The sequence below is a fragment of the Bacteroides sp. A1C1 genome (assembly GCF_004328515.1).
GTDB classification, from domain to species: Bacteria; Bacteroidota; Bacteroidia; order Bacteroidales; family Bacteroidaceae; genus Bacteroides; species Bacteroides uniformis.
Window position 1 is genome coordinate 4,129,683 of record NZ_CP036491.1, and the last position, 17,290, is coordinate 4,146,972.

The following is a 17,290-nucleotide window of genomic DNA, read 5'->3' on the forward strand; positions in this document are numbered from 1 at the left end:
ATTGTAAATAAATAATGTGTTATGAAAAAGACATTAACTGTAAATTTAGGTGGAACCGTTTTCAATATTGATGATGACGCATACCGTCTTTTGGATAATTATTTGAGTAATCTCAAGATGCACTTCCGCAAGGAAGCCGGTGCCGACGAGATTGTAGATGATATTGAACGCCGTATTTCCGAACTCTTTGCCGAGAAATTGTCGGCCGGTTCACAAGTAATCACGATAGCCGACGTGGAAGAGGTGATTGCCCGCATGGGAAAGCCGGAAGATATGGAGGCAGAAGGAGAGAGTGCTAGTGCCGATTCCGGCAGCACGAGTGCCGGGGGCGGCTATGGTGCCGGTGCTTGGAACAGCAATACCGCTTATGGCACTACACGCCGTCGTCTATACCGCAATCCGGATGACAAAATGCTGGGTGGTGTCATCAGTGGAATGGCTGCCTACCTGGGATGGGATGTAACTTTACTTCGACTGTTACTGCTTGTCATCTTGATTTGTGGGGTAGGGACATTGATACCGGTCTATATCGTGTGTTGGCTGGTTATACCGGAAGCCCGCACAGCAGCCGAGAAGTTGAGTATGCGTGGCGAGGCCGTTACGGTAGAGAATATCGGAAAGACGGTGACGGACGGTTTTGAGAAGGTTGCCAATGGGGTGAATGATTATATGAGGTCGGACAAACCCCGTACTTTCTTGCAGAAGTTGGGAGATGCATTGGTGATGATTGTCGGCTGGTTCTTGAAAATCTGTCTGGTGATATTTGCCATTATCTGCAGTCCGGTACTGTTTGTATTTGGAGTGGTATTTGTGGCGTTGTTGTTTGCTGCGATAGCGGTGGCTGTTGGTGGCGGTGCGGCTCTCATTTCCTTTTTCCCGATGGCTGATGTGGTACTGCCTACTTCTCCGTTGTCTGCCATTGTGATGTACATTGCAGGAATCTTGCTGGTAGGAATTCCTTTGGTCAGTCTTGTATGGGCCATCTTCAGTCAGATATTCAAATGGCAGCCGATGAATTCCGGTTTGAAGTGGACGCTGGTTATTCTTTGGATTGTAAGTGCGGCTTGCTTCGGAATCTGTTTTGCAGTGCAAGAGGCTACTTTCCCGGAATTGGGTATCTTTAACTTCTGAGAATAGTAATTTCTTTTTTAATTGATATCGTGTTTGTAGGAATCTGATTTCTATAAACACGATATTTTTTATTTCAATGTAATTATTTGTTATACAGTGGAATATTTCGTTTGGAAAAGGTGTTTTTTAAACGTTCGTTTAATGAACGCAAAGATAACGTGTATTTTTGAATCTCGCAAAATGTTTAATAAAAATATTCTATAAATTTCTTTTTAGTGAGTATAATACTTTGTCAGTAAGCCTATTGCATTGTATTTCTCTAACTTCTTCCTTTTACTAATTTTTAAGTAATCTTCCCTCTTTAGTTTTCTTAAATATTGACGTTCAAAAAACGAACGTCTATTGAACGCTTTTTGCTTGCAATAGATTCGTTTACAGCATTTTACCTGACAGGTAATGAATGACTGCAAAAAATCTGTTGACAAGAAGGGCATAAAGCTTGTCGTATTCTACATAAAGTGTCCGCAAGTAATTGAATTTCAAGTGTATGCAAGAGGTTCAAAGCCCCAGGAGAACACCCTTGTCTGAACAAAAGCATAAAAATGGGAATAGAGAAAGAGGTCGAAATCTGGTATGCTATGCGTGCCACCTACCGCAGAGAACCAGATGCCATGCATCTGCTCAAGAAAGAAAATTTGGGCTGTTTCATTCCTATGCAATACAAGATATGTATAAAAAAAGGGAAAAAAGTCCGTGCTCTGGTTCCGGTCGTTCATAATCTGCTTTTTGTCCATGCCCGTCCTTCCGATGTGCAGCGTGTAAAATCTCAAGTCACTTATCTGCAATATATCACCGATACCCGCAGTGGGCAGAAGATTATTGTCCCAGACGGTCAGATGCAGCGTTTCATTGCCGTATCCGGCACTTACGATGATCATCTTCTTTATTTTCAACCGGATGAATTGAACTTGTCCAAAGGCACCAAAGTCCGGATTACCGGCGGTGAATTTGAGGGGCAAGAGGGTGTGTTTCTGAAGGTGAAAGGCGCACGTGACCGTCGCGTGGTTATCGAAATACAAGGTGTCATAGCTGTTGCCATGGCCACTATCCATCCCGATCTTATAGAAGTAATCGGCTGAACTTTAATTTTTAATTCTTAATTCTATAATTGCTTATGTCTCTTTCCGAAGAAGCAATCACTCTTCAGCGTGCTGCGCACGAACTGATGTATTTGGGTATGGACGGCAGTCCCGTCTATAGCGATGACTTGTCACGGCGGAACGGTGAGGTCTACCGTCTTACCATGGCTTTATACCGGTCGGGTGTAAAAGGCACTACCATCGAAGAGCAGGCAAATGTCTGTCTTGCCCTTCTTATGGGTTACAGCGCCTCTTTTGTGGACCATGGCGAAAAGCTGCAGCATGTCCAGGAAGTGCTGGACTGTTGTTGGGATGTGCTCGACGCCCTTCCCGCTTCCTTACTGAAGCTCCGTCTGCTTACCGCCTGCTACGGTGAAGTGTTCGACGAGTCTTTGGCCGACGAAGGCCGTTCCATCATCGCCTCCTGGGATTCCTTATCACTTACTCCCGAACAGCAGGAAGCGGTTGATGAATTTCAGAATGTGACAGACAATCCCTATCCATGGGAATATATCGATGAATAAAACTTTTCATATAATGCTTAACAATAAATCCGTATTGATTACCGGAGGAACGGGTTCCTTCGGAAAGAAGTTTGTGGAAACCATTCTCCGTGATTATCCGCAAGTAAAGAAAATTATTATTTACTCCCGCGATGAGCTGAAGCAATTTGAGCTGAAACAGAAATATCCCGGTCATAAGTATCCGCAACTGCGTTTCTTTATCGGTGATGTCCGTGACCTCGAACGCCTGACGCGGGCTTGCGAAGGAGTGGACGTGATTATCCATGCAGCCGCCATCAAGCAGGTGGATACCGCTGAATACAATCCCGAAGAGTGCATCAAAACCAATGTACACGGTGCGCAGAATGTGATAAAGGCTGCTCTTGCCACCGGTGTACAGCATGTGGTGGCCCTTTCTACAGACAAGGCTTGTGCCCCCATTAATCTTTATGGCGCCACCAAGCTCACTTCCGACAAGCTGTTTACTGCCGCCAACAATATCAGCGGTTCCAAGGATATCAGGTTCTCCGTAGTCCGTTATGGCAATGTGATGGGTTCCCGCGGTTCCGTAATCCCTTTCTTTATCAACAAGCGTGACAACGGGGCGAAGGAACTTCCCATAACCGATATGCGCATGACCCGTTTCAACATTTCACTGGAAGCCGGTGTCGCTTTGGTCATGTATGCCATCGGACATCACCTGGGTGGTGAAATCTTTATTCCTAAGATTCCTTCCTATCATATCCAGGACGTGGCTACCGCCATTGCACCCAATCTGCCGCAGGTGGAAGTGGGCATCCGTCCGGGAGAGAAACTGCACGAGGAGATGATTACTGTAACCGATGCTCTTGATACAATCGATTTGGGCAGATATTATGTCATTCTTCCTTCCGTATCTTTCAAGCACAGTCGCGAAGAGTTCATCAGACATCACAATGCAGTACCCGTTCCCGACGGTTTCTACTACAGCAGTGACAACAATACGGAGTGGGAGACAGTAGAGACTATGCGCGAGAATATCAAGAAATACGTTGACCCTAATTTCGAGGTGAAATGATAAGCAAGCCTATTCCATACGGTCGTCAGCATATCACAGATGAGGACATCCGGGCAGTCATCGATACCCTGAAAAGCGATTACCTGACACAAGGTCCCAAAATCAGGGAATTTGAAACGAAATTTGCCGAATATGTAGGTGCACAATATGCCGTAGCGGTGAACAATGCTACTTCGGGGCTTCATCTTGCAGCTACCGCACTGAATGTAAAGCCGGGTGACAAGGTGATTGTCACTCCCATGACCTTTGCTGCCAGTGCCAACTGCATTCGCTATTGTGGCGGCGAGGTGGTATTCTGTGATATTGACAAGGATACTTACCTCATGGATATCCGTAAACTCGAAGCTATGCTTAAAGCTTCTCCTCGCGGTACTTACAAAGGTATTGTTCCGGTTGATTTTGCAGGCTATCCTTTGGATCTGGAAGAGTTCAGAAAGCTTGCCGACGAGTACGGTTTGTGGATTATCGAGGATGCCTGCCATGCTCCCGGCGGCTATTTCATGGACAGTAAAGGCAAGAAACAACATTGTGGTAACGGTTGTTTTGCCGACTGTGCCGTATTCTCTTTCCATCCCGTGAAACATATCGCTACGGGTGAGGGAGGCATGGTGACCACCAACAGCAAGGAGCTCTATGACAAGCTTTGTCTTTACCGTACGCATGGCATTACGAAAGACCCTGCTTTATTGCACGAGCATCATGGTGGCTGGTATTACGAGATGCAGGAGTTAGGGTATAATTACCGTCTGACTGATTTTCAGGCTGCCTTGGGTATTTCTCAGCTGGAGCGTGCGAAAGCAGGTCTTGAACGCCGCCATGAAATCGTAAGACGCTATAATGAAGCGTTTTCCGGAATAGATGGTATCAAGACTCCGTTCAATGCTGCCGATGTCTATCATGCTTATCACCTTTATATCATTCAAGTAGCTGACCGCTTGGGCCTTTATAATTATCTGCACGAGAACAATGTCTATGCGCAGGTTCATTATGCTCCGCTTCATCTGATGCCTTACTATCAGCAGTGGGGAAATAGGAAAGGCGATTTACCTATAGTAGAAGAGTATTACGAACATTGTCTGAGTCTTCCGATGTATCCCACGTTGACGGACGAGGAACAGGAGTATGTGATTGAAAAGGTTATAGAATTTGTAGAGAAATGAAAAATATAGCAATCATTCCTGCACGTGGCGGCAGTAAACGTATTCCGCGTAAGAATATCAAGCCCTTTATGGGTAAACCTATCATTGCATATTCCATAGAGGCAGCTTTACAAAGCGGTCTTTTTGAGGAGGTGATGGTTTCTACCGATGATGAGGAGATTGCCGGAATAGCTTGTAAATATGGTGCCAAAGTTCCTTTTATGCGGAGTGCCGAGATGTCAAATGACTATGCCGGTACTGATGATGTAATTCTTGAAGTACTGAGGAAGTATAAAGAGCAAGGCAGGGAGTTTGAAACGGTTTGTTGCATTTACTCAACGGCTCCTTTTGTCACTCCCGAAAGACTCCGGGAAGCATACGGAAAAATGAATTCGGAGATAGATTCCGTTTTCACTTGTGTGGCTTATTCCTATCCTATACAGCGCAGCCTTCACATCGTGGATGGAAAAATTAGTATGGTTTATCCCGAATACAAAAATGCACGTTCCCAAGATTTAGAACCGATTTATCACGATGCCGGTCAGTTCTATTTCTCTCGCACTGCTCCCTTTGTGGAGAGCCGGACTTTTTGGGGTGAGAATACAGCCGGGTTGGTACTTTCCGAACTTGAAGTGCAGGACCTTGATACACAGACTGACTGGGCATTGGCAGAGATGAAGTATGAGTTGCTTCATAAATGATGTAATGCAGAAAATCTATCTCCGTGCCGATGCAAGTGCTGCCATCGGCTACGGTCACTTTATTCGTACTCTGGCTTTGGCCGATATGCTGAAGGACGATTTTGATTGTACCTTCTTTACTTGCCATCCTACCCCTTATCAGGTGAGTGAGATGGAGAAGGTATGTCCTTTCATCCCCTTACAGGAAGAATCACATTATGATGAGTTCCTTTCCCTTTTGCAAGGTGACGAAATTGTGGTACTTGACAACTATTTCTTTACTACTGATTACCAGCGTACCATTAAAGAAAAGGGATGCTGTCTGGTGTGTGTGGATGATATGCACGACAAGCATTATGTGGCTGATGTTGTGATAAACCATGGGTTAACGGATGAATCCTTGTTTGATGTAGAGCCCTATACCAAACTCTGTTTGGGGGTTGATTGGGCGTTGCTCCGTCATCCGTTTATCGAAGCTGTAAAAGAACAACGTTGTCATACTATAGGGAGTATAGAAAAAGTTACTATTACATTTGGCGGTTGTGATGATTTTGATGCAACCGGTTACTATGCAAGTAATCTTCTTGAGAGCAAAAATGTTAAATCAATAACCGCAGTTGTAGGTGATGCCTATAAACCAATCCACCCTATATCACAAGATAGACGCCTTACATATTGTTCAGGCCTTTCAGCTGAACAAATGGCTGATTTGTTTAGGCAGTCAGATCTCGTTATTTGTTCAGCAAGTACAGTGTGCATTGAGGCTTTGTTTTGTAATACAAAAGTAGCGGCAGGGTGGTTTGTAGATAATCAGATGGATTTCTATAATCTTGTCACTGCTAAAGGATGGGTAATCGGTTTGGGTAATGTGGAGCACCCCTATATAGATATGGATGCTCTTAATGCATCAACGGTTCCTTGCGCATCTATAGGGAAAGACATTCGTCAAAACTATTGCCAGCTATTTCATAACTTACAAGACGGTTATTACCTTAGGAATGTACGTTCTTAAGATTTAGATTTATTATTTTATTAGGTATGGGAGAGGTAAATTATTTGGATTAATAGTAGAAGTGAAAGGTACAAAGACACTGTCACAAAGAATATTTTTGAATAATGTTTTTTATGAATGATAGAAATAGATAGAAATGTAGATTATAGTTCGCATGGTTACAGGTTTCGTAACTTTATCAATTTAGATATGGACACGTTAAAGAAAATTCTTTTTTGGCGTAATCATGTTGATGTAAGGAAATGGATGTATTCCAATGAGATTATTCCATTGGATAATCATTTGGCTTATGTAGCAAGCCTTCACAATAGAGCTGATGCTTATTATTGGTTAGTTTACGATCCTGATGGTGATCCCATTGGTGTTACATATGTTACATCAATAAAAAAAGATGAGGATTGTGGTGAATTAGGCTATTATGCAATCCCTGGAACTTATGGCGATGGGTTTTCTTTTGTAAAAGAGTGTTTCTATTTTTACTTTCATATATTACAGTTTAAACGATTCTACGGTTCGGTCGATGCGGATAATGTACAAGCCTATTTAATTGATGTTTTTTTAGGCTGTCAGTTTACTTCCTCTAAAACAATAGAATCAATTTGCAGTATGAAGAAACTTTATTATGTGTGTGATAGTCTTACACCTGAAGATTTTGATTCAAACTACGAAAAAACGATTGTGGAATATATAAAATTTGTAAAAAATGAAAATAGAAAACTTCATTAATGGCTTTGTTAATCAGTTCGATGACACAGACGCATCAGAAATTCAGGCTAATACGCAATTTCAAGAATTAGATGAATGGTCTTCATTGACTGCTATGGCTATAATAGCTTTTGTAAAAACAGAATATGGTAAGACACTCACAGGCAAGGAAATTCGTTCTTGCAACACAGTGGAAGAGCTGTTTAATTTAGTGGCTGCTAAATGATAATGACAGAAGTATTTAACCCTTTCTCTCTTTCAGGAAAAACCATTTTGGTGACTGGAGCTTCTTCTGGTATTGGGCGTGGCATAGCCGAAGCTTGTGCTAAAATGGGTGCTACGATTGTGCTTACAGGGCGTAATGAAGAAAGGCTTGCCGCTACTGCAGAGGCTTTAGTTGGTAATGGACATAAATCAATCATAGTTGACCTTGCTCTTATTGGAGAACGACAAATATTGGTGAACCAGTTACCTGCTTTGGACGGAGTGGTCTATGCTGCGGGTATCGGCCAACGTCAGCTTTGCAAACTTATTACCGAAAACGATGTGGACGAGGTGATGGATATTAATTTCAAGTCTATCGCTTTACTGCAAGCTGAGTTACTTCGTGCCAAGAAAATAAAAAAAGCATCTTCCATTGTGTTCATAGCTTCGCGTGCAGCTTTTTCACCCAGTATTGGCAATGCTATCTATAGTGCATCAAAAGGTGCGCTCATTTCCTATGCCAAATGTTTGGCACTTGAATTGGCCTCCCGGCAGATTCGTGTGAATTGCATCTGTCCTGCTATGGTGTGGACAGATTTGATTCTAAAAGGAGGACTAACTAAAGAGGACTTGCAAGAAGCTGAACAGCAATATCCTTTAAAACGTTACGGCCAACCCGAGGATGTGGCAAATCTTGCCATTTATCTGCTGTCCGAGGCATCTGCATGGATGACAGGAACGAATGTCGATTTGACGGGGGGGGAGAGTAATTTGTAATAGATTATAATTATGAAGGCATATATTAAGGCGATTTCATACTACTTGCCAGTTAAGGTAGTGACTAACGAAGAATTAGTTTCTGAATTTCCCGAGTGGAGTATAGATAAAGTAGCTGCGAAAGTAGGTGTGAACTCCCGTCATCTGGCTGCTGAAGACGAAACAGCTGGTGATATGGCCGAAAAGGCTGCCTACCAATTATTCAGTGAGCATCATATCGACCCGCAGAATATTGATTTTTTGTTACTCTGTACCCAAAGTCCGGATTACTTCCTGCCATCGACGGCTTGTATCTTGCAACACAAATTAGGTTTGCGTACCAACATTGGTGCGTTCGACTATAATCTAGGTTGCTCGGGTTGTGTTTATGGTTTGGCAGTGGCAAAAGGGCTGATAGCAGCTGGCATTGCTAGTAATGTATTATTATTGACCGCTGAAACTTATAACAAATATCTGCATCCGTCAGATAAGAGCAACCGTTCCATCTTTGGCGATGGCGCAGCTGCTTGTTTGGTATCTACTGAGGGGATGGCAGAAATTGGTGAATTCTCAATGGGTACTGATGGCAGTGGGGCTGAGCATCTGATTGTGAAGACAGGAGCATCGCGTCAGAGGCAATCTACGGGTGTTTCTATGACTGATGACGAAGGGCATACGGCTTATGAAGATTACCTCTATATGAATGGTGGTGCCATCTTTAACTTTACACTTGAAGCTGTTCCTGCTTTGATGAAGGATGTTTTGACAAAGAATAACCTAAGTAAGGAAGAGGTGAATTATTACATTTTTCATCAGGCTAATAAGTTTATGCTTAATACTATTCGCAAGGTGTGTGTGTTGCCCAAAGACCAGTTTTATATGAATCTGGACACTACAGGTAACACTGTATCTTCTACTGTTATGATTGGTCTAAAAGATTGTCTCGACTGTGGGCTAGTACATGAAGGTATGAACGTGATGGTGACCGGATTCGGGGTAGGACTAAGTTGGGCGGGAACCGTATTGAAATTTTAAACTGTTTTTATGAATAAATATCTGTTAGATTTTCCGTTTTATACCAAGGATCCCGATACGAAAAGTGCATTGGATAGTGAAATCCTAAGATTAGTCCATGATTATGGAACCCCATTCTATTTGTTTCATGAAAAAGATTTTTGTGAAAACTTCCAATCATTATGTGACTCTTTCCGTGCTGTTTACGATAACTATATTCCTTCTTACTCTTATAAGACCAACTATACCCCCTACATATGTAATTTAGTTAAACAGATGGGGGGATATGCCGAGGTTGTGTCCGATATGGAATATACTTTAGCAAAAAGATTGGGCTATCCGGACAGTCAGATTATTTATAACGGACCTTGTAAAGGCCGTTGTATGGAGGAGCATATTCTTAATGGGGGTATATCTAATATAGACAGTGAGGATGAAGCTTTACGTGTCGTTGAAATATCCCGCATTCATTCAAACAAGATTATAAGGGTCGGTATCCGTGTTAACATGGATATTGGTGCTGGATACATTTCACGTTTTGGCCTGGAAAAAGACAGTGAATCTTTCCGACGTACGATTGATTGTCTAAAGGCATGCGGCAATGTCGTTTTGAGCGGTGTACACTGCCATATAAGTCGTGCACGGGGATTAGAGGCTTGGCAAAATAGAATTGACGGTTTATTGGATGTCATCTCTAACTATTTTGACGGAGCCGTAGACTACGTTGACGTTGGAAGTGGTATGTTCGGACAAATGGATCCTTCTCTCGCTATTCAGTTTGGGGATCATGTTCCGACTTATGATGATTACGCCCGCGTAGTGGCTGGAACTATGGCGCAGTTCTTTTCTGGTTCAGAAAAGAAACCTATTCTGTTTTCAGAACCGGGTACTACCCTCATATCAAAGTTTATATCACTGGCAACCCGTGTGGATAATATCAAGTCTATTAGAGGTAAACAATTTGTAACCGTGGACAGTTGCTATTACAATGCCGGTGAAATTTGCAAGTTCAAGGAAGTGCCTTATCGAGTGGTCCATTCTGCAGGTTCTGTCAATGCGAATTATAGTTTGGGAATCACAGATATTATGGGATACACTTGTTTGGAACAAGATTGTTTATATCATGACTTTAAGGAACCAGTTTCTGTAAGTGACATTTTGCTCTTTGGTAATGTGGGGGGCTATTCAATCGTATCAAAACCACCGTTTATCCAACCGGATTGCCAAATGTTGTGTTATTCGCAAGATGGCACGATTAAGGTAATCAAACGGGCAGAAACTTTTGATGATGTGTTCAACACTTTTATAACAGAGAAGCAATGAAAGACCTCACAGTATTAATTTCCGCCAGTGGCTCACCATCTATTCCCGGCATCATAGCTTGCTTCAAAAATAATGGAGAACGTAAAATTAGGGTAGTAGGTGTGGATATGTCTGATGAACCTTCTGCCAGGTATATGGTTGACGCTTTTTATCAAGTACCTGCAGCTACTCATCCTGATTATTGTAACATATTGCTCGATATTTGCAAGAAAGAACATGTAGATATCTATTTCCCGGGAGTTTCGGCGGAAGTGAGTGCATTGGTGAAACGATGGGACGATTTCAAGCGGATAGGGGTCACTTTGTCGGTTTCCAACAGCAATTCTGTAGATGTGGCAAATAACAAGCTTAAGACATACCAAATGCTTGCAGAGGCAGGGATACCGGTGCCTGAATATTATCCTGTCCATACAATCAATGACTTTGTTGAAGGGTGTAAGTATATGGGTTATCCCCAAAAACCTGTATGCCTAAAAATAGTCAATGGCAGTGGAAGCCGTGGTGTGAGAATTATTGATGCGAACAAGTCCCGTTATCAGCTATTCGCCCATGAGAAGCCCAACAGTTTCTATACTTCTTACGATGATATGCTGAGTATTTTGAAAGAAGTGGATGTGCTGGATGAGCTTATGTTGGTGGAGTTCATGCCAGGTAATGAATACACAGTTGACCTTTTGGCTCATAAGGGTACTGTAATCTATCAGGTAGGCCGTGAAAATGTCGTTAGCCTTATGAGTATTGCACAGGAAAGCGTATTGGCTTATGACAGGCAAGCTTATAAAATATGTAGCGATGTGGTGCGCTTGATGCACATGGATGGTAATGTGGGTTTTGACTTTATGCGCAGTGCAGATGGAACGGCAGTTTTAATGGATATTAATCCTCGTTTGACGGCTACGGTATCTGTAATTGCAGCAGGTGGAGTAAATTTGCCTTATCTCCGCATTAAACAATTGTTAGGCGAACCATTGCCCCATGTCTCGCCTCAGTTTGGCACCCGTATGAAACGTAGATACTTGGAGTATTTTACTAACTCTGAAGGAGAACTCATCAAATTCTAAATATAGTATATTTGCATAGATATAGATATGGTAGAAATCAATTTTGATAAACTGGACAGAACGCTGGTTTTGGCAGAACTGTCTTGTAATCATTTGCAGAGCTTTGATATTGCTGTCCGTACCATCGAGGCAATGAAAAAGGCAGGTGCCGATGTTGTAAAAGTACAGATATGGGGCATAGAACGAAGCGGTTTTTTCAATGGTCGGGAAAAATGGGCGAAAGGTTTTGAAAACCAAAGGGTTTAGGCATGGTCGGGAAAATGGGCTGAATATTTCGAAGCGGTTTTTCTCTTTACATGGGCTTACATCTGCTTTACGTTTGAGGGGCTTTTCTTCGGATCTTCGGGCAATTGCTTTACATCGGGCTTGCAGATGGGGCAAAAACGGTCTGGAAGGGCTTTATTTCTGGCTGTGTACCCGTTTTATGGTTGGGTTGATGGGGTTGTTATATGATGGTAAGAACGGCTGTGTGGCCGTTTTTTTGTGCCTGTTTTCAAATATGATTCCTTAAAATTCTTCCAAATAAGTATTATTTAGTATATTTGCAGCATAATAGAAACGAGTATGGCAAAAGTGATTCATGTGCATTTGCTGCATAAAATAGATGGAACGAAGCAGAAAGACTGGTATTTCAGCAGTATATCGGCTGTTTATACGGTTCTAACGGCAGATCAAGTGGGAGCGACCAAGAACTACCTGCTTCATGCTGGGCTGTCTGGTAACGGCACAATATGCACGAAAAAGGCTATAATTAAGCAATCTACGCTCATTTCGGGCGGTAGTAAGGGCAATATTGGAACGATATAGTAACGCCGTTAGAAAGGCTTGTAGGCGTTATTTCTTTGAATGCTGATTGGGGGGCTTATGGCTCCCCTTTTTTATGCCCTTACGGGTGGTAATTTGGGGTTTAGGGTTACTATTACGGTTACTGTTTAGGGTTACTACTTCGATGAGTTTAGGGTTACTTTTAGGGTTACTTTTTCGCTTTTTGGAGGGTTCGCCCGAAATAGGAAAGAATGTAGCAAATGTAAATAAGTGCCGTTTTTCGCTGTTTTCAGATAGGAAAAACGACACTTATTTTATTGATATACCTTATATATATAGCGCGAAGCATTTGATTTACAGTTGTTTTTGCGTCCTGATACCCTGGAAATGCCTTGAAAAGTGTGTGCGTGCGTCTTATTGTTCCTGTTGGGAGTGCTGCTGTTTATTCCAAGCGTACAAGTCCACGAACCAGGGCCACACCATTGAATTGATTCTTATGCAACTCAAATGGTGGGTAATTAGAGTTATCGGATACAATCAGCACATGGTCTGCATCGGATCCGGGCATGATGCGCTTGATAAGCGGTCCTTGGACGGTATCGAGGACATAAGCTTTGTTCCATTGGAAGAATATGTCGTTAAGTGGCATTCGCTGGCACGCAACAAGGTCGCCTGAGTAGTAAGTAGGCTGCATAGAATCCCCTTTAATCTGAATGAGGAAGTCTGCCCCCTTGAATGCTGGGATGACATATCGCTCACATTCGTACTCCATGACGGATGTTTCGTTGGTAAAGGCACCTGCCATGGCTGACAACGGGACCAGCGGAATGCCTTCGTGGCATCCATCCGGCACTGGTATAGCTGTTTCGCCTTTGGTGTCCTCGGGTTCTAACTTCGTTTGAATGGAATTAGAATCCTGTTTCAACATATCACCCCTTCCAACAAGCAACCAGTCTGCTGAAAGGTTCGGATATGAGGTTAAAACTTTAACTATAGCATCTCCTCCAAGCTGACTGGACAGATTTTTCCCTTTGAAATTACTATCAGAAATGCCAGTCGTGCTGTAGAAATCAGCCTTTTTAATGCCTTCAGATTCTAAGAAGGTTAAAATTCTATCCTTTATAGTTGAAATATTCTCCATAATCTTTTGACGGGTTAAAATTTTGTCCTATATTTGCAGCGTGTTTAAGATGTAAACAGCGCGCCAAATATACAAAAAAGGCGTGTGATTAGCGAATTTTAAGGATTAAAGAAAATGAAACGATATTGGTTTGAACTGACAGATGAGCACTATAATGATTTGGGTGCTGCCATTTCAGACGGCTGGCAAAAATCATCTGCCATTGCCGAAGCAAAGAGGTGGATGAAGGAAAACGGAGTGAAGGCTGCCATCCTTGTTTGCAACAGCATGGCGACGGACAACATACTGGACATGATACATATAGAAGAAAAATAAAAACATAAGGATTATGACACAGCAAGAATTTATGGAACGGACGGGGATAACCCCTACAGCAGAGGATTTTGATTACATCCATGCGGTTTATCTGAACACTTCGATGAATAAGGATGAGTTCTGCAAAGATTTCAAGAAACATGGGGACAGCCGGATTATCCGTGATGTTCATGTACGAGTGTTGAACTATGAAATGAAATGTGAACGTCAAAAGGAAGTTATCAACAACCTGACCGACTTCCTGATTGGCAAGGCGCATGCGTATGACGATACCGATTTCCGCAAAGAAGCGGTAAGGCTGGTCGGTGAGATGGAAGTGGTGAAACGGACCATCGAATTGGGGCTTCCGCTTTGGGATGAAGACAGGAAGGTTGTCCTTTCGATGATAGAAGAACAAGGCAAATAGATTGCCGGATACCTGGCAGCCCGGAAAGACGGGCAGGGGCGGCAGGCACGGCCGGGGAGTTGGTAAATCGAAAATGAGAAAGCGTAGAAAGCCGTCGGGGTTCGATTCCCCGCGCCCCACGATATTAACCTCTAAAATTTAGATTTATGGCAAAGAATTTCAATCAAGGGAGAGCTGAACGCCAGTTCAAGCAGAAGCTTCGCACGATGATAAGCAGTGCGGCCCATACACAGAACATTGCCGACCAGGCTATGGATTTGGCCGGACAGTTCATGACAGAGGATGCGATCAGTAACTCGGATGCCTACCGGGTGTTGGAGAATGTGAACTGTGTGTGCGAGGAAGCCATGCAAGTGCTGATTGAGGAACTGAAAAAGGGGACACGCCTTTACGAGATACTTCCGGATGATTCGGATGACATCAAGCGGAAAGCGATTGAGGAATTATAAATGAGCAATATATCAAGAGATAAACGATATGAGAAAGCAGATTTTGACAGATAACGAAACAAAGACCTTCCTGATGAAGACATTCGGATGCAGCCGTCAGGCTGTGTGGCAGGCACTGAATTTTGTCCGTGACAGCGACCAGGCGCGCCGGATACGCACTCTTGCCCTGAAGCGAGGCGGCAAACTGACTGACGGGAACTTCATTCCGAACTGCGAAACCACCTTCGAGGAGTGCGAGAAGACCATGACCTGCACTTTCGGTCCCCGTGTAAAACTCGTGGTCCACAGAAAGACCAATGATGTGGATGTGTACGTGGACGGAAAACGGACTGAAACCTACCAATGTGAATTTGTATCGGATTTCATGCAGCTGCAGCACGAGATCCAACAGATGGCAGCCGCCTTATAAACAGAAATGAAATGGAGTATTATGGAAAGATATTGTGCATATCCTACAATGACCTGACCTACGATGACCGACCGGTGATGGTGAACGGGAAGGCTGACTACAGCAGAAGCCGCACGCTGAAAGGTGTTCATCCTTCCACTCTTTCCGAAGAAGAACTTGCTCCCATCCTGTCGGTACCCAATTACAAGAAATTAGCGGCCAAGAAAGAAATCAACGTAGTGCGACCCGGCAAGGGGCTTGGAAGTTATGCACTGGTAGAAATAGCCACCATGCCCCTACGGTTTCAGGAAAGGATAAAACTAAAATACGGAGATATGAAAGAAGACGTAATAAGAAACTGGCTCGGCAGCCATTACCACATCGATGCGAAAGCCCGGGAATTTTACACCCGGTTCCGTTTTGACAACGGAGATGCACTGCCACCGGAACACATCCAAGAATATACGGTAAACGCTTCGGTAATTGAGGCAGTGATGCGTGCCATGGAGGATGCCACGTTTATGCGAAAGGCCATGAAGGCCGGGCCGGTGAACTGGGGCGAACTGGCAGGAGCCATCAGTTACTACCAAGCAGAGTTCGGACATACCTTGCCTGTCAGTTCCAACCGCTTCAAGAAGCGTGTGAATGACTTCAAGGCCAACGGCTATGAAAGCCTTATCAGCCGCAAGTTCATGAACCAGAACCGCCGGAAAGTGACCTATGACATTGAACGCCTGCTGCTGAGCATCGATGCCCAACCGGAGCAGCCCTTCAATACCACCGTGTGGGAACAGTACAATCTATTTGTGCAAGGAGAACTGGAGCTATATGACCCCGAAACCGGCGAGGTGTTGAATCCGGCAGACTTTACCGACAAGGATGGAAATCCGCTGGTATTGAGCCCGGCCACAGTAGCCAACTACCTGAACAACCCCAAGAACAAGGCCCTTCGCGGTAAGCTGCACATGAGCCAGTGGGATTTCAACAATGCCTACCGTCCTTATCATCTGCGCAGCATCGGTGAATATTCCTTGAGTAAGGTTTCTCTTGACGACCGCGACCTGCCGCGCCCAATGAAGGATGGCAACCGAGTGAAAGCCTATTATGCCTACGATGTGGTGAGCGGTGCTGTGGTGGGATATGCCTACAACCGGTACAAGACTACCGAGTTATTTTTAGACTGCATGCGAAACATGTTCCAGACCCTGGACCGGAACGGCATGTATATCCCCGCCGAGCTGGAAGTGGAACACCACCTGGTAAGCGACTTTGCCGACGGATTGATGCAAGCCGGTACCGTCTTCCCCCTGATCCGCTGGTGTAACCCCGGGAACTCGCGTGAAAAACGTGCCGAGCACAAGAACCGCGAAAAGAAATACGGTGTGGAGAAACGCACGCAGGTAGGTATCGGCCGATGGTATGCCAAGCTGGAGGCCAACCGCCCGAAGGAAGAAAAGGTGTATGACGAAAAGAACAACACCTACAAGGTGAAGACCTATAGTTATGAAGAACTGGTAGCCGATGATATACGCGCCATTGAGACCTTCAACGCACAGCCTCACCCCAACCAAAAGCGCTATCCGGGCATGAGCCGTTGGGATGTGCTTTGCGCCCATCAGAACCCGAACCTTGCACCTTGGGACAAGGCCGTTCTTTACCGGTTCATCGGACAGCACACCGAAACAACCATCCGGCAGAACACCTACTGCACGGTGATGTACAACCAATACGGACTGCCCAGCCCGGAAATCATCGAAAAGCTGGAGCCGAGGAACTACAAGGTAGATGCCTATTATCTGCCCGATGCCGACGGAACCATCAACGAGGTATATATCTACCAGAACGGACGATATATCGCCACCTGCAAGCCCGTAGCCCGTTACAATGAGAATACAGCCGAGCAGACCGAGTACGACAAGGCAGCCTATACCGAACAGTCCAAGTATGTAGCTCAATTCGACAAGATGATGAAGGACGGCAAGATCAAGCGTGTGGGCATCCTTGCCAAAGAGGAAGCAAAGCTGATAACAGAGGTACAGGCGGAAGCCGTTCCCCTTCCTGCACAAGCCGAGGAAGAAGATTACTCAGCCTATATGGACATCAGTGCCTTCGAGCATGATGCAGTAGCCAAGATATAATTAACGACGTTAGAACGAATTTAA

21 protein-coding genes are annotated in these 17,290 nt (G+C 44.1%); 20 read left to right on the forward strand and 1 reads right to left on the reverse strand.

Going from position 1 to position 17,290, the window contains the following annotated elements; genetic code table 11:
• The first annotated feature begins 21 nt into the window (after positions 1–21).
• From EYA81_RS17155 to EYA81_RS17230, 15 genes are all read left to right on the forward strand, one after another.
• On the forward strand, positions 22–1,131 hold the full coding sequence (locus EYA81_RS17155) for a PspC domain-containing protein (protein WP_131226147.1): 1,110 nt from the start codon (positions 22–24) through the stop codon (positions 1,129–1,131).
• Positions 1,132–1,673: 542 nt separating this feature from the next.
• Positions 1,674–2,210 carry a UpxY family transcription antiterminator gene (locus tag EYA81_RS17160; protein WP_005825336.1) on the forward strand — a complete coding sequence of 179 codons (537 nt, stop codon included), beginning with the start codon at positions 1,674–1,676 and terminating at the stop codon, positions 2,208–2,210.
• Positions 2,211–2,245: 35 nt separating this feature from the next.
• Positions 2,246–2,734, forward strand: coding sequence for a UpxZ family transcription anti-terminator antagonist (locus EYA81_RS17165; protein ID WP_117588778.1), 489 nt, complete (start codon positions 2,246–2,248; stop codon positions 2,732–2,734).
• 13 nt (positions 2,735–2,747) lie between these two features.
• A complete protein-coding gene (pseB, locus tag EYA81_RS17170) occupies positions 2,748–3,770 on the forward strand; it encodes a UDP-N-acetylglucosamine 4,6-dehydratase (inverting) (protein WP_131226148.1) in 1,023 nt (340 codons plus the stop codon).
• Complete coding sequence (pseC, locus tag EYA81_RS17175; protein WP_117599502.1) at positions 3,767–4,930, forward strand: UDP-4-amino-4,6-dideoxy-N-acetyl-beta-L-altrosamine transaminase; 1,164 nt, start codon at positions 3,767–3,769, stop codon at positions 4,928–4,930. The genes pseB and pseC overlap by 4 nt, the downstream gene beginning before the upstream one ends.
• Positions 4,927–5,610, forward strand: coding sequence for a pseudaminic acid cytidylyltransferase (gene pseF / locus EYA81_RS17180; RefSeq protein WP_005829500.1), 684 nt, complete (start codon positions 4,927–4,929; stop codon positions 5,608–5,610). Before pseC ends, pseF begins: the two co-directional genes overlap by 4 nt.
• 4 nt (positions 5,611–5,614) lie before the next feature.
• A complete protein-coding gene (locus EYA81_RS17185; protein WP_226791159.1) occupies positions 5,615–6,601 on the forward strand; it encodes a PseG/SpsG family protein in 987 nt (328 codons plus the stop codon).
• Positions 6,602–6,718: 117 nt separating this feature from the next.
• Positions 6,719–7,327, forward strand: a complete 609-nt coding sequence (locus EYA81_RS17190) for a GNAT family N-acetyltransferase (RefSeq protein ID WP_131226152.1) — start codon at positions 6,719–6,721, stop codon at positions 7,325–7,327.
• Positions 7,305–7,532: an acyl carrier protein gene (locus EYA81_RS17195; protein ID WP_117599505.1), complete on the forward strand. Its 228-nt coding sequence runs from the start codon at positions 7,305–7,307 to the stop codon at positions 7,530–7,532. Before EYA81_RS17190 ends, EYA81_RS17195 begins: the two co-directional genes overlap by 23 nt.
• Before the next feature lie 2 nt (positions 7,533–7,534).
• Complete coding sequence (locus EYA81_RS17200; RefSeq protein ID WP_131226153.1) at positions 7,535–8,287, forward strand: SDR family NAD(P)-dependent oxidoreductase; 753 nt, start codon at positions 7,535–7,537, stop codon at positions 8,285–8,287.
• A 12-nt stretch (positions 8,288–8,299) separates the two neighbouring features.
• Positions 8,300–9,301, forward strand: a complete 1,002-nt coding sequence (locus tag EYA81_RS17205; RefSeq protein WP_117599507.1) for a 3-oxoacyl-ACP synthase III family protein — start codon at positions 8,300–8,302, stop codon at positions 9,299–9,301.
• A gap of 9 nt (positions 9,302–9,310) precedes the next feature.
• The gene (locus EYA81_RS17210; protein WP_131226155.1) at positions 9,311–10,603 is read left to right on the forward strand and encodes a diaminopimelate decarboxylase; all 1,293 of its coding nucleotides are present in this window, start codon (positions 9,311–9,313) and stop codon (positions 10,601–10,603) included.
• On the forward strand, positions 10,600–11,664 hold the full coding sequence (locus EYA81_RS17215; protein ID WP_131226157.1) for an ATP-grasp domain-containing protein: 1,065 nt from the start codon (positions 10,600–10,602) through the stop codon (positions 11,662–11,664). The genes EYA81_RS17210 and EYA81_RS17215 overlap by 4 nt, the downstream gene beginning before the upstream one ends.
• A 27-nt stretch (positions 11,665–11,691) precedes the next feature.
• Complete coding sequence (locus EYA81_RS19735) at positions 11,692–11,910, forward strand: hypothetical protein (protein WP_131226159.1); 219 nt, start codon at positions 11,692–11,694, stop codon at positions 11,908–11,910.
• A gap of 318 nt (positions 11,911–12,228) precedes the next feature.
• The gene (locus EYA81_RS17230) at positions 12,229–12,471 is read left to right on the forward strand and encodes a hypothetical protein (protein WP_007763215.1); all 243 of its coding nucleotides are present in this window, start codon (positions 12,229–12,231) and stop codon (positions 12,469–12,471) included.
• A gap of 400 nt (positions 12,472–12,871) precedes the next feature.
• On the opposite strand, the gene EYA81_RS19740 is transcribed toward EYA81_RS17230, so the two are convergent.
• Entirely contained in the window at positions 12,872–13,570 is a 699-nt protein-coding gene (locus EYA81_RS19740) for a LexA family transcriptional regulator (protein ID WP_234079087.1), read from the reverse strand.
• A 114-nt stretch (positions 13,571–13,684) separates the two neighbouring features.
• On the opposite strand from EYA81_RS19740, the gene EYA81_RS17240 reads away from it, so the two are divergent.
• From EYA81_RS17240 to EYA81_RS17260, 5 genes are all read left to right on the forward strand, one after another.
• Positions 13,685–13,885: a hypothetical protein gene (locus EYA81_RS17240; RefSeq protein ID WP_131226160.1), complete on the forward strand. Its 201-nt coding sequence runs from the start codon at positions 13,685–13,687 to the stop codon at positions 13,883–13,885.
• A 13-nt stretch (positions 13,886–13,898) separates the two neighbouring features.
• Complete coding sequence (locus tag EYA81_RS17245; protein ID WP_131226163.1) at positions 13,899–14,291, forward strand: hypothetical protein; 393 nt, start codon at positions 13,899–13,901, stop codon at positions 14,289–14,291.
• A gap of 146 nt (positions 14,292–14,437) precedes the next feature.
• Complete coding sequence (locus EYA81_RS17250; RefSeq protein ID WP_131226165.1) at positions 14,438–14,740, forward strand: hypothetical protein; 303 nt, start codon at positions 14,438–14,440, stop codon at positions 14,738–14,740.
• 28 nt (positions 14,741–14,768) lie between these two features.
• The gene (locus EYA81_RS17255) at positions 14,769–15,149 is read left to right on the forward strand and encodes a hypothetical protein (RefSeq protein WP_131226168.1); all 381 of its coding nucleotides are present in this window, start codon (positions 14,769–14,771) and stop codon (positions 15,147–15,149) included.
• Between the two features lie 11 nt (positions 15,150–15,160).
• A complete protein-coding gene (locus tag EYA81_RS17260; protein WP_131226170.1) occupies positions 15,161–17,266 on the forward strand; it encodes a hypothetical protein in 2,106 nt (701 codons plus the stop codon).
• The last annotated feature ends 24 nt before the right edge of the window (positions 17,267–17,290 follow it).

Excerpts from the sequence above, each read along its gene's own strand:
- EYA81_RS17155 (WP_131226147.1), top strand. The coding sequence starts at position 22 with ATGAAAAAGACATTAACTGTAAATTTAGGTGGAACCGTTTTCAATATT.
- EYA81_RS17160 (WP_005825336.1), top strand. The coding sequence starts at position 1,674 with ATGGGAATAGAGAAAGAGGTCGAAATCTGGTATGCTATGCGTGCCACC.
- EYA81_RS17165 (WP_117588778.1), top strand. The coding sequence starts at position 2,246 with ATGTCTCTTTCCGAAGAAGCAATCACTCTTCAGCGTGCTGCGCACGAA.
- pseB (WP_131226148.1), top strand. The coding sequence starts at position 2,748 with ATGCTTAACAATAAATCCGTATTGATTACCGGAGGAACGGGTTCCTTC.
- pseC (WP_117599502.1), top strand. The coding sequence starts at position 3,767 with ATGATAAGCAAGCCTATTCCATACGGTCGTCAGCATATCACAGATGAG.
- pseF (WP_005829500.1), top strand. The coding sequence starts at position 4,927 with ATGAAAAATATAGCAATCATTCCTGCACGTGGCGGCAGTAAACGTATT.
- EYA81_RS17185 (WP_226791159.1), top strand. The coding sequence starts at position 5,615 with ATGCAGAAAATCTATCTCCGTGCCGATGCAAGTGCTGCCATCGGCTAC.
- EYA81_RS17190 (WP_131226152.1), top strand. The coding sequence starts at position 6,719 with ATGATAGAAATAGATAGAAATGTAGATTATAGTTCGCATGGTTACAGG.
- EYA81_RS17195 (WP_117599505.1), top strand. The coding sequence starts at position 7,305 with ATGAAAATAGAAAACTTCATTAATGGCTTTGTTAATCAGTTCGATGAC.
- EYA81_RS17200 (WP_131226153.1), top strand. The coding sequence starts at position 7,535 with ATGACAGAAGTATTTAACCCTTTCTCTCTTTCAGGAAAAACCATTTTG.
- EYA81_RS17205 (WP_117599507.1), top strand. The coding sequence starts at position 8,300 with ATGAAGGCATATATTAAGGCGATTTCATACTACTTGCCAGTTAAGGTA.
- EYA81_RS17210 (WP_131226155.1), top strand. The coding sequence starts at position 9,311 with ATGAATAAATATCTGTTAGATTTTCCGTTTTATACCAAGGATCCCGAT.
- EYA81_RS17215 (WP_131226157.1), top strand. The coding sequence starts at position 10,600 with ATGAAAGACCTCACAGTATTAATTTCCGCCAGTGGCTCACCATCTATT.
- EYA81_RS19735 (WP_131226159.1), top strand. The coding sequence starts at position 11,692 with ATGGTAGAAATCAATTTTGATAAACTGGACAGAACGCTGGTTTTGGCA.
- EYA81_RS17230 (WP_007763215.1), top strand. The coding sequence starts at position 12,229 with ATGGCAAAAGTGATTCATGTGCATTTGCTGCATAAAATAGATGGAACG.
- EYA81_RS19740 (WP_234079087.1), bottom strand. The coding sequence starts at position 13,570 with ATGGAGAATATTTCAACTATAAAGGATAGAATTTTAACCTTCTTAGAA.
- EYA81_RS17240 (WP_131226160.1), top strand. The coding sequence starts at position 13,685 with ATGAAACGATATTGGTTTGAACTGACAGATGAGCACTATAATGATTTG.
- EYA81_RS17245 (WP_131226163.1), top strand. The coding sequence starts at position 13,899 with ATGACACAGCAAGAATTTATGGAACGGACGGGGATAACCCCTACAGCA.
- EYA81_RS17250 (WP_131226165.1), top strand. The coding sequence starts at position 14,438 with ATGGCAAAGAATTTCAATCAAGGGAGAGCTGAACGCCAGTTCAAGCAG.
- EYA81_RS17255 (WP_131226168.1), top strand. The coding sequence starts at position 14,769 with ATGAGAAAGCAGATTTTGACAGATAACGAAACAAAGACCTTCCTGATG.
- EYA81_RS17260 (WP_131226170.1), top strand. The coding sequence starts at position 15,161 with ATGGAGTATTATGGAAAGATATTGTGCATATCCTACAATGACCTGACC.